The following is a 12373-nucleotide window of genomic DNA, read 5'->3' as shown; positions in this document are numbered from 1 at the left end:
TATGAAAACATTGTACCGGACATCACTCCTGTTTATACTCTGCTTCGCGTTTTCGTGCAGGCAGGATTTCCTGGATGAAAAGTCGTTGTCGTTCCTCAGCACCGCCAACGCGTTTAAAACGACAGAAGATTTTGACGCATCTGTCAACAACCTGTACGGATTAGTAAGAAGTGAATTTTACACGTCCAGCGACTGGCAACCGATGCAGTATCTATACAGAACAGATATGGCGGTGGAAGTGTCGGTGGGCAGCAACCCCAACCTGTCGGCTGAATTTGGTCCCAATGGCACGCTTACCAATAACCACTGGAGCCAGCTGTATAAAATTGTGGCAGAGTCAAATACCATTATTGACCGTATTCCTGCTTCCCGGCTTTCAAATGCCAACAAAGTGCTGTTTGAAGCCAGGGCAAAGTTTTTCAGGGCTTTAGGTTACAGAACGCTTGCCTATTTATATGGAGGTGTACCGCTGGTATTAAATGAGATTGTGGGAGAGAAAACAGATTTTGTAAGGGCAACAAAAAAAGAAGTATTGACACAGGTTATTGCGGACCTGAAATTTGCCGCTACCAATTTACCGGGAATTACCGTGGTGAAGGATGGAGAAATATCCAACCTTGCTGCACAGCACCTGTTATCGGAAGTATATCTTGCTGACGGCCAGTTTCAGCATGCCGTGAATGCTGCTTCGGCGGTGATCGATGATCCGGCTACTGACTTAATGAAGACCCGTTTCGGTGCACGCTCCACGGTTACGCCGGGAGATGTATACTGGGACCTGTTCCAGGCAAAAAATCAGAACCGGAAAAGTGCCGGTAACACCGAAGGGATCTGGGTTATCCAACTGGAAACAGATGTGCAGGGCGGATCTGCGGTGTCAACTGCTATGGCAGGCAACTACCAACTGGAACGGGTACACGTACCGTTGTACCGCGACATGCGGGTGAACGGTGTGGCATTATTCCTCTGGCCCATTGGTGATTATACCGGCGGCAGGGGTGTTGGTTTTTTACAGCCTTCAAAACATTTTGCTGATGAAGTATGGCAAAGTGATTTTAATAATGATATCAGGAATGCGAACCATAATTTCGTAAGAGAAGTAGTAGCTACCAATCCTGCGAGCCCGTTTTTCGGGCAAAAAATTTCTACACAAAATCCTCCACCCGGCGCTAATATTACTTTTCCCTCAAGAGTTTTTTATCCTTATCAGTCAAAAGCCACCACACCTTTCAATCACCCCGCTGCATTATATGTAAACCCGGGTGCTTCCGACCCGGTGAAGAAGTACGAATTAAAAGCTACCGCAGGTGGTACCTATGCAGATCAGTACATGTTCAGGTTGGCTGAAACTTATTTACTGAGAGCAGAGGCTTACCTGGGGCTGGGAAGTACCGGTCCTGCCGCGGCAGATATAAACGTGGTACGGGCAAGAGCGAATGCCTCCCCGGTATTGGCCGGCGCCGTTACGCTGGATTATATCCTGGATGAACGGTTAAGGGAATTGGGAGTGGAAGAAAAAAGGATGCTGACGTTGATGCGTTTGGGTAAGTTGTATGAGCGGGTAAAAAAATACAATCCTTTTTACGGCGTAAATATGGATCCCCGCTTTAATCTCTGGGCCATTCCACAGGGAGAAATTGAAAGAAACAGGAGCGCTGTGCTGGAACAGAACCCGGGTTACAACTAAGCAGACAGCGGATGAAACCGGATCGTTTTAAGTGAATAAACCAGGGTACATGATTGTTAGCTTATGGCCGGAACTGCGCCGGTTGGCATTTCGCAGCGCCTGTTGCATGCTGTTACTCTGCCTGTTCACAGGATATACCTGTAAAAGCCAGGTGGGTGCGGGTAAAGAAATACACCGGGAACGTATCAGCATTAATGATCACTGGAAATTTTTCCGGTATGATACCACGCCGGATAAACTGATGTACGATGTGCGGCCGGAGGTAACCGACCGGAATGATAATGTAGTGGCCGATAGCAAGCCCACAGCATCTGTTGCCGTACAGGCTTCGGAACAGGTGTTGAAGCGTTGGATACTGCCTTCCGGTAATGATTTTATAGCAGATCCGTCCAGGCATCACCGGCGCCCGTCGGGCAATCCGGGGGAGGGCTTTCCTTTTGTGCAAAACAACTTTGATGATCGCAGTTGGGAGGTGGTTGACCTGCCGCATGACTGGGCCATCAAGGGGCCTTTTTACAAAGAGCAGGATGCGATTGTAGGTGGTGGCATGGGGCGGCTGCCGGTGCAGGGGGTAGCCTGGTATCGCCGGAAAATAAATATCCCGGTAGCCGATAAAGGAAAAACTGTTTACCTGGATATCGACGGGGCGATGTCTTATGCCATCGTTTGGTTGAATGGCCGCCTGGTAGGAGGCTGGCCATATGGCTACAATTCTTTCCGCCTCGATCTTACGCCATACATCCGGCCTGGTGGTGATAACCAGCTCGCCATAAGACTGGATAATCCAACCAATTCGGCCCGCTGGTATCCAGGCGGAGGTATTTACCGCAATGTATGGTTAACGAAAGTAAACCCGGTACATGTGGCGCAATGGGGCACTTTTATTACCACCGAAAATGTTTCCGCTTCGTCGGCCATCGTTAAGGTGAGCGTACGGGCCAGCAATCAGTCGGCTGCGGATCGGCCCATCGAAATTGTTACGGACATCTACACGGCAAATGAAAAAGGCGAAGCAGGCGGGAAAAAAATAGTCACCATGCCGGCATCGGTGATCACTGTAAAAGCCGGCGCCAGCTACCAGGCAACGCAGCAGGTTACCCTGCAACATCCGTTGTTATGGGGGCCGCCACCTGCGCAATATCCCCACCTGTACTTAGCAGTTACGCGCCTTATTTCAAGCGGGAAACAGGTCGATGAGTACCAGACCCTCTTTGGTGTCCGATCGTTGACTTTTGACGCCGAAAAAGGTCTCCTGGTGAATGCTGCGCCGGTGCGTATACAGGGCGTGAATCAACATCATGACCTGGGAGCTATAGGTGCTGCATTTAATGTACGCGCTGCAGAAAGACAGCTGGAAATACTCCGGGAGCTGGGATGCAATGCCATTCGTTTGGCGCATAATCCGCCGGCGCCGGAACTGCTGGATTTAACGGATCGTATGGGGTTCCTGGTGATCGATGAAATTTTTGATAACTGGGAAAGAAAGAAAACACCTTTGGATTTTCACCTGATTTTTCCCGACTGGCATGAACCTGATACAAGAGCTTTTGTAAGAAGGGACAGGAACCATCCATCTGTAATGGCATGGAGCTTTGGCAACGAGGTAGGAGAGCAGTATACAGGGGAACAGGGCGCCACGCTGGCAAAAGAGCTATATGACATTGTCAGGGAAGAGGACAGTACCCGGCCGGCCACGGCATCCATGAACTATGCAAAACCGGACATGCCTTTTCCCCGGGTGATGGATATATTGAGTTTGAACTACCAGGGAGAAGGCATCCGCGATGCGCCGGCGTATCAGCGTTTAAAGGGTATCAGCACATCGCCGCTTTATCCTGCATTTCGGCAACGGTTTCCCGGGAAGCTGATCGTGAGTAGTGAAACAGCTTCTGCATTGAGTACACGCGGTACGTATTTGTTTCCCGTAACAGCGGCCATCAGTGCACCGGTGGAGGAAGGCGCCGGCGGAAACAGCAGGTTGCAGCAGGTAAGCGCCTATGAGCTGTATACGGCGGCATTCGGCGCCTCGCCCGACAAAGTATTTACCTCGCAGGATAAGCATCGTTATGTAGCCGGTGAATTTGTATGGTCAGGCTTTGATTACCTGGGTGAACCTACACCGTATTATGCTGCACGCAGCTCCTATTCGGGCATCATGGATCTGGCAGGGTTTAAAAAAGACCGTTTTTATTTGTACCAGTCGAGGTGGAGGCCTGCATATAAAATGGCGCATATCCTGCCGCACTGGACCTGGCCGGATCGCGTGGGAGCGGTTATCCCGGTGCATGTATTTACATCGGGCGATGAAGCAGAGTTGTTCCTGAATGGTGTTTCACTGGGCAGAAAACATAAGGGACAATATGAATACCGTTTGCGTTGGGATAGCGTTACCTATCAACCTGGCATACTCAGCGTGGTGACGTATAAGAACGGCCGGTTATGGGCTGCAGACACGGTAAGAACAGCCGGGGCACCCGCACAGCTGCAACTAACAGCTGACCGGCGCAATATTGCAACAGACGGAAAAGATCTTTCCTTTATTACGCTTCGTGTATGCGACAGCGAGGGGGTATTGATTCCCAGCGCCTGTTACCCGGTTCATTTCGAGGTATCGGGGCCGGGTGAAATTATCGCCACGGATAACGGTGATCCGGCAGACCTGGTTGCTTTTCCATCTCCGGAAAGAAAAGCATTTAATGGATTGGCGCTGGTAATTATCCGTGTAAAAAAAGGGGGAACAGGTCCCATTAAGGTAACGGCGCAGTCGCCTGGTTTAACACCTGCGCAGGTAATATTGAACAGACCATAGTCATCTATTTTTAAAACAGGATTTTTATGTTAATGCATGAAACCATGCGCTGGTTTGGACCGCATGATATTGTTAGCTTAAGGGATATCCGGCAATCGGGCTGCGCCGGCGTTGTTACGGCATTGCATCAGATCCCCGTGGGTGATGTGTGGCCGATAGCAGCAATCGTGGAACGAAAACAACTGATCGAAGCCGTGGGTATGAGCTGGACGGTAGTAGAGAGTTTGCCGGTGAGCGAAGATATAAAACGGCGCAGCGGGAATTATCTCACCCACATCAAAAATTACCAGCAGAGTTTACAACACCTGGCGGCCTGCGGGCTGAAGGTGATTACCTACAACTTTATGCCGGTGCTCGACTGGATCCGCACGGATATCAGTTATACGATGCCCGATGGAAGTAAAGCGCTTTATTTCGAACGCGCCGCTTTTGTTGCCTTTGATGTTTTTATGTTGTGCAGACCACATGCCGGAAAGGATTATACCGCAGATGAAATACTGGCTGCGGAGACCTGGCTGGATACGCATACGGAGGCCGACAAGAACAGGGTGTTTCAGAATGCGTTGCTTGGTTTACCGGGAAGCACCGGGCGTTTTACACCGCAGGAGATTTTAGCAGCGTTGGAAACCTATCAGCATATAGACGCCGAAAAATTAAGAACACATTTGTTTGCATTTTTGAGAGAAGTGGTGCCGGTGGCTGCTGCACTGGATCTGAAAATGGCCATTCATCCCGACGATCCGCCTTACCCGGTGCTGGGCTTACCTCGCGTGGTAAGCTCCGCGCAGGACTTGCTTGAAATTGTACAGGCGGTTCCTTCGCCGGCAAACGGAATATGTTACTGCACAGGATCGCTGGGAGTACGACCGGATAATAACCTGCTGGAAATTATTCAACGATTGGGGCAGCATATTCATTTTCTTCACCTGCGCAACACGCGGCGGGATGAATCCGGGAACTTTTATGAAGCAGACCATTTAAATGGCGATGCCGATATGGTGGCGATTGTTCGTGAGCTGTTGCTGCTGATGAAGCAACGGAATGTTTCCTTACCCGTAAGACCGGATCATGGCCACCAGTTGCTCGATGACTTGGAAAAGACCACCTATCCGGGGTACTCCTGCATTGGAAGACTAAAAGGGCTGGCGGAACTCCGCGGCCTGCAGGTAGGGCTGTCCAGCTTTTAGCTTTTAGCTTTTAGCTTTTAGTAAATGCAGCGGAGTTTGTCTTTACCAGGATTAAACTGATTTTGATGATTTACAAGATTTTTTTCTTGTGATGATACTTGATTTAAAAAATAAAATCGGGCAATCAATAAAATCAGTTTAATCCTGGTAAAGACAAACTCCGCTGCATTTACTAAAAGCTAACAGCTAATAGCTAAAAGCTGGTATCACTCATACCCCGGGTTTTGCGGGAACGTTGCTTTGTTATTCATGATATCTATTTCCTGCTGCGGTATAGGATAAATGAGGCGGAAGCCTGGCAGCGTTACTTTTTTATTCGCCAGTATTTCGGTAACTGCGCGGTTGGTACGAATCAGGTCAAACCAGCGGTCGCATTCAAATGGCAGCTCCAGGCGGCGTTGGCGGTATATTTCATTCCGGAAGCTGCTTTGGTTGGGCAGATCGGCGGCAGATAATTCAGCGAGGCCTGCGCGGGTACGTATCAAATTGAGGTAAGTAAACGCGTTGCCTGTAGCGCTGTATGCCTGTTCATTCAATATCTCCGCCTGCATCAGCAGCACATCTGCGAAACGGAGTACCGGGAAATCATTACCGGCATTCCCGTTAACCGGTTCATCCAGGAATTTGCGCGGCATCATGTTGGCATTGCCGGTGGGCTTTACGGCTACTGATAAAGGTTTGCGCAGATCGGCGTCGTCGTAGGCTTTGAGTAAGGTGGTATCTACAGTAATGGTTTGGGAATTGGCGTACCAGAAGCTATGGTCCTGGTTGGCCACTCCTTTTGCATAGCGTACTGCAAATAATATTTCTGCATTATACTTGTTGGTGGTGCTGAAAACATCTGCCACTTTAGGTAATAATGTAAATACGTTGCTGTTGATCACATCCTGCAATACGGTTTGTGCCGCTGCATATTTTTTTTCATAGAGATATACCTTCCCCAGTAATCCCTTTGCTGCCCCGTTGGTAACACGGCCCAGATCAGCAGCAGGATAGGTGGCAGGCAGGTTGGCGGCGGCAAAAATAAGATCTTCTTCTACCTGTTTGTAGATGGCTGCTGCGTCATCGCGTTTTAGATTCACCGCATTTACGGGATCGGTGGCGGTAGTTAGCAGCGGTACTGCTCCCCATAGTCTTACCAGGTTAAAGTAATCCAGCGCCCTGATAAAACGTGCTTCTGCCTTAATACGGTTTTTTAGTGTTTCATCCATGCTGATGCCATCTATGGCAGTCAGTAGTGTATTGCAGCGGAAGATGCCGTTGTACACGCCTACCCAGGCATTATAGAAGTTGGTATTACCGGGATTGTCGGAATAACGGTTGATCTGGTAGTTTTGCCCGGCGTTGGAAGAAGGATCCTGGTCGGTAAAATTATCGGCCCGTGCTTCCATCAGTGTTTCGAAGGTGGCGCCATACTGGCTGCTCTGCGCCAGGGAGGCATAGCAGCCATTTACAGCCGTTACCGCGTCGCCGGCCGTTTTAAAGAATTGTCCCGGTGCGATGGTGGAAACGGGATTAAGGTCCAGGAACTTTTTGTTACAGGAAGCAAAAATCAATACCAATACCGGGAGAAAGAGTTTATATTTTTTCATGGTTTGCTGCATTAAAAAGTGACGTTAAGACCAATCATATAAGTGCGTGCCAACGGGTAGGAACCATAGTCTTCTCCGGCGGTAAGCGCGTTTTCCGTACGGTTGCTGATCTCCGGGTTGAATAAAGAATATTTGGAGAAAGTAAACGGATTTTGAACAGCGCCATAGATCCTCGCGGAGGAGATGCCTGCCTTGCCGAGCATTGCCGGCCGGAAGTTGTAGCCCAGTGCAATATTCCTGATCCTGATATAGGAACCGTCTTCCACATGCCAGGAGGAAGTGATGCCATTACCGCCAGTAGCCAGCCTGTTGGCACGATTGACTAATCCATTGCCGGGGTTTTCCGGGGAAACATAATGGTCTTTTACTTCACTGAGATTATTGAAATTACCTTCCACGTTGGCGATATAGCGTCTGAAGAGATTAAGGATCTTATTGCCCTGGCTGCCCTGGATAGCAACGCTCAGGTCAAGGTTTTTATAACGGAGGGTATTGCTGAAACCAAAAATATATTTTGGCTGGAAGCTGCCTACAATGGTCCGGTCGTTGGCATCTATTTTACCATCGCCATTGATATCTTTAAATTTCAGGTCACCTACACGTGTGGGGTTGCTGGTTTTGGCAGATACGTCGAGGTCGTGCTGATCTTTGTAGATACCATCTGTCTGGTACAGGTAGTAGGAGCCGATCGTTTCACCTATTTTAGTAATGAAGTAAGTATTGCCGGTGCCGCCGGTGGCAATAATAGGTGCGCCGGAAGGTCCCAGTTTAGTTACTTTATTGTTGTTAAAAGCGATGTTGGCATTGCCTTCCAGCTGCCAGTCTTTCCCGATCTTTTTGTTGTACGACAGGGATATTTCCACTCCTTTATTGTTAACCGCGCCTATATTTTGCAGATAGGTACTAAAGCCGGATGCGCCGGGAACGGGCAGATTGAGCAGCAGCCTGGTAGTTTTTGCATTATAGTAATCAACGGTGAGGTTCAATATCTCGTTAAATAATCCCAGTTCGAGTCCAACATCAAAACTGGCCATGCTTTCCCAGGTAAGATCCGGATTGGCCGGGCTGGTAATAGATACGCCGTTTACCAGCGCCTGGTTTCCCAGGATATAGTTACTATTGGCATTGCTCATTTGTGCCAGTGAGCCGTAGTTCGGGATCTGGAAGTTACCGGTTAATCCATAGCTGCTCCTGATTTTGAGTGAGCTGATCTGTTTTATGGTTTTAAAAAAAGGTTCGTTGGAAACCTGCCAGGCACCTGATATGGCGGGGAAGGAAGCCCATTTACGATTGATGCCGAAGCGTGACGAACCATCGCGTCGTACGGAGGCGGTCAGGAAGTATTTGTCGGCGTAGCTGTATTGCGCCCTGCCCAGCCAGGAGTTCAGACTCCACTGCTCAAGAGTGGAACCGCCGGCGTTTACCTGTCCTGCGTTGAGGGTGGTAACGATATCGGTGGGGAAGTTGTTAGCAGTAAGGGTATTGTGTTCCTGGTTTTCTTTCTGTACTGTAAATCCTGTGAGCACATCTAATTTGTGCCTGCCAAAAGTTTTGTTGTAGGTCAGTGTATGTTCGGTCAGCCAGTTGGTGTACATGTCGGTGTTAGAGAAACCGGTAGCTACAGAGGGCAGGGTACCCGAAGGAAGCGGCAAATTGGAGGGCCGGTAATAATCCCTGCGGAAGCTGTTCAGATCTGTGCCTGCGGAGATCCTGTATTTCAGGTTGGGGATAAATTCATATTCCATATAAGCGTTGGCCGTCAGGCGGAAATTTTTGATCCGGTCTTTCACCAGCGAAGCTACCGCTACAGGGTTAAGCTGGTTGGTTTGTCCGTATCCCCATACGTTTACCGAGTCAGCAAAGGTGCCATCCGGGTTATGTACCGGGAAAATAGGGGCATAGCCCAGCGCCAGTGCAATAACGCCGGAATTGGGCGCAAACCAGGGACCTTCGGCATTTACCACATGGTTGTCTGTATAGGAAGGCGTCATGTTCACACCAAAACGGAATTTACCGTTGCTGCCGTCAACCCGGAAGCGGCTGGAATAGCGTTTGTAGTTGTTGTTGATCACGATACCATCCTGGTTAAAGTAGTTAGCAGAAAAATAATAGGAAAGGCTTTCATTCCCGCCTGATATGCTTACGGTATGACTTTGCATAGGCGCTTGCCTGAAAATTTCTTTCTGCCAGTCGGTGTTCGTAAGACCGGGTTTACCTTCCAGGTAAGGCAGTATTTGTGGCGGAATCCGGGTGGAAGGGTTGTTGGGCCTTACGCTGTTGGGGTCCGTTGGTTTGCCGGTGGGCACTGCATCGAGGTAGGCGTTGTTATGCCCTTCGTATACCAGTTGTGCATAATCATAGGCATTCAGTACGTCCACATGTTTGTTAACCGTTTGCACGCCATAACTGCCGTCATAGCTGACACTCATTTTGCCTGCCTGTCCTTTTTTCGTGCGGATCAGTACTACGCCGTTAGAGCCCCTGGAGCCGTAAATGGCTGCTGATGCAGCATCTTTCAGCACATCGATGGAAGCGATATCATTCACGTTGATAGATGCCAGCGGGTTAAAAGGCTGCTGGTAATTATTCACGCCGGGAGAGGCGCTGCGGGTATCGTTGGTAATGGGTACGCCATCTATTACAAACAGCGGGTTGTTGCCGGCGCTGATGGAACCTATACCGCGTACACGGATAGATACGTTTCCGCCGGGTGCGCCATTGGTTTGCATTACCTGGATACCGGCCATTTTGCCGGCCAGGGCCTGATCAAAGGAGGTGATCGCCTGTTGTTTCAGATCAGACGAGCGCAGTGAAGACACGGAACCGGTTAGTTCTTTCTTGCTGCGGGTACCATATCCTACTACTACCAGCTCATTTAATCCTTTGCTTGCTTCTTTCATACGGATCAGCAGGAGGTTGCTGTTGCCATCTTTTACCTGGAATCCGTTTAACAGGCTGTTTTCATAACCAATAAAACTAAACGTAAAATCATATGCCACGCCTGGCTTCATTCCCTGCAATCTGAACAGGCCTTTGTCGTCTGTAGTGGTGTTCATTCTGTCGCTGCCATTATGCTGTTTCACCATTACAGATACGCCGGGCAGCGGATCTCCGCCTTCACTTCTTACACTCCCCTTAATGGTCACAGCGATATCCGCATCCTGCGCATGGGCGTGCAATGCACAGATGAATACTAAAAGTACACAGCAGTACTTTTTTAATAGTCTGATCATTTTTTAACAAGTGTTAGTTAAAGTTTAAAAAATAGATAGCCCTCCACGTGCACATGGTGCAGGCGTTTAAATATTATATAACGGTAGATGAATGATTTTACCTGGTCTTCCTGATCAACATTGTTTCCGCTTCCTGCGCAAGTTCCAGGTTGTTCAGCTGACAAATAACTTCCAGGATATTCCGCAGGGAATCTGTTTTTAATACCTGGCCGGTGAAATAAGCGCCATCCACATCGCTGTGTTCATACCGGATGCCGGTATGGAAAACTGTTGCCAGTTTGTTCAACACGCTATCCAGCGGTGCATTGTTGAATGTCATCAGTACGGCATGTGTTGCGCCGGCGTTTTTGCCGGTATTATCCGCAGCCGCTTTTTCAATAGCGTATTGATGTATGGCATGATCGAAATGAACTGTTTCGCCGGGTAATAAATAAATATCTTCTTTGGTAGTGCCATCTTTTGCGTGCACGCGCACCTTACCTGTTTCCAGTTTTACGGTAACGGCCTGTGGCTGTTGTGCATCTACGGTAAACCGGGTACCCAATGCGATACTCTCGATGTTGCCGGCATTTACCGTAAACGGGTTGTTGGTATTAGCTTTTACCTCGAAGAGCGCTTTGCCCTGCAGCGTAACATTACGCAGCGCGCTATCCGCATACCGGAGTGTGGCGCCGGCTTCCATGGTTACCGCTGAGCCTTCCGGCAAAGTGATCATCACTGCCTTGCCGGTAGTATTCCGGATAAACTTCAGCTGAGGAGTTGCTTTCGCGATGTTGTTGCGCCCTTGTTTGGGCAGGGTATAATGGTACATCATGGTCATGCCTGCGAGCAGGAGCAATCCTGCCACTGCCGCCGCGTAGGGGAGCAGTTTACCGATACGATGACGTGCCGGTATTTCCTGCGGCGTCATTTTGTGGTGAAGCTGCTTTAGTATAGACGCTGTTTTTTCCGGTGTCAGTACCTGCTCGCCCGAGGCTACGGTACGGTCAAAGGTTTCCTGCAGCGATTGCCGCAGGGCAGCATCTTCTTCCTGTGCCAGCATATTCTCCAGTAATGCCACATCGGAAGCGGTGGCGCTGCCGTCTTTGATTTTCTGTATCAGTGCGATGATCTGTTTCATGTTGTTCAGTTATAAAAAGCAGCGGAGGGGTAAAAAGAGGGGGGCGGTGAAGGTTACGGAATTGTTAACAAAAATGGCGCTATTTATTGCAGGTAAATGGTGAGGAAGAGTGTTCCGACCACTGGTACAGTGGCCTGGTTGGAGGCGATGTAGGCGCGTATGGATTTGGAGGAGGCCTGCAGGTATTCTTTTACGGTATGATGTGAAATGCCCAGGATGCGGGCGGCCTCAGCGGCGGTTTTACCTTCCAGCCGGCATAACTGGAATACTTTCTTTTTACCGGGGGAAAGGAGGTTAATGGCTTCGTTGATCAGTGCGAGCCTGCTTTCCCGGAGTACGGCATTGTCATCTTCCATCATTTCCCGGATAGCGGGGTATACGGCCAGTTTTGATTTTTCGGCAGCTGTCTTTTTCAGGTATTGTAATGATTTATGATAGCTTACCACAAACAGCCAGTTACCTGCTCCCTGTGCGAGATCCAACTGGTGCCGGCTGTTCCAGAAGGCGAGAAATACTTCCTGCAGGATATCTTCCGCCACATCGTGCTGCTCCACCAGCAGGCAGATATTCTTAAATACTGCATGATGATATTGATGATAGATGGCATCAAATGCCGCCACGTCAACCGAGTTCAGAAAGGAAGTCAATGCTGTGTTTATTTATTTACCGATAGTAATTTCCCGACAAACAAAAATACAACCGAACCCATAAAATAGCTGCCGGCAGATATTAAATAATGATTATC

The 12373-nt window shown here is 49.1% G+C and carries 7 protein-coding genes; 3 read left to right on the top strand and 4 right to left on the bottom strand.

Annotated elements, in window-relative coordinates:
* Nucleotide 1 precedes the first annotated feature (1 nt).
* The 3 genes from KE626_RS27045 to uxuA are packed head-to-tail and all read left to right on the top strand — an operon-like array spanning nt 2 to nt 5683.
* Nucleotides 2–1687 (top strand): RagB/SusD family nutrient uptake outer membrane protein, encoded by a 1686-nt coding sequence (locus KE626_RS27045; protein ID WP_211976152.1) that lies wholly within the window; start codon nt 2–4, stop codon nt 1685–1687.
* 49 nt (nt 1688–1736) lie between these two features.
* On the top strand, nt 1737–4496 hold the full coding sequence (gene galB / locus KE626_RS27040) for a beta-galactosidase GalB (RefSeq protein WP_211976151.1): 2760 nt from the start codon (nt 1737–1739) through the stop codon (nt 4494–4496).
* A gap of 26 nt (nt 4497–4522) precedes the next feature.
* Nucleotides 4523–5683 carry a mannonate dehydratase gene (uxuA, locus tag KE626_RS27035; protein WP_346344494.1) on the top strand — a complete coding sequence of 387 codons (1161 nt, stop codon included), beginning with the start codon at nt 4523–4525 and terminating at the stop codon, nt 5681–5683.
* Between the two features lie 206 nt (nt 5684–5889).
* Here the strand turns inward: uxuA and KE626_RS27030 are convergent, their stop codons facing one another.
* From KE626_RS27030 to KE626_RS27015, 4 genes are all read right to left on the bottom strand, one after another.
* Nucleotides 5890–7275 carry a RagB/SusD family nutrient uptake outer membrane protein gene (locus KE626_RS27030; protein WP_211976150.1) on the bottom strand — a complete coding sequence of 462 codons (1386 nt, stop codon included), beginning with the start codon at nt 7273–7275 and terminating at the stop codon, nt 5890–5892.
* A gap of 11 nt (nt 7276–7286) precedes the next feature.
* The gene (locus KE626_RS27025; RefSeq protein ID WP_211976149.1) at nt 7287–10508 is read right to left on the bottom strand and encodes a SusC/RagA family TonB-linked outer membrane protein; all 3222 of its coding nucleotides are present in this window, start codon (nt 10506–10508) and stop codon (nt 7287–7289) included.
* A 97-nt stretch (nt 10509–10605) separates the two neighbouring features.
* Nucleotides 10606–11628, bottom strand: coding sequence for a FecR family protein (locus tag KE626_RS27020; RefSeq protein WP_211976148.1), 1023 nt, complete (start codon nt 11626–11628; stop codon nt 10606–10608).
* Nucleotides 11629–11711: 83 nt separating this feature from the next.
* Nucleotides 11712–12275 (bottom strand): RNA polymerase sigma factor, encoded by a 564-nt coding sequence (locus KE626_RS27015; protein ID WP_211976147.1) that lies wholly within the window; start codon nt 12273–12275, stop codon nt 11712–11714.
* Nucleotides 12276–12373 lie beyond the last annotated feature (98 nt).

Source organism: Chitinophaga hostae (assembly GCF_018224885.1).
Classification (GTDB): domain Bacteria; phylum Bacteroidota; class Bacteroidia; order Chitinophagales; family Chitinophagaceae; genus Chitinophaga; species Chitinophaga hostae.
Note: the sequence above shows the minus strand (reverse complement) of the source record. Positions and strands in the feature narration are given on the sequence as shown.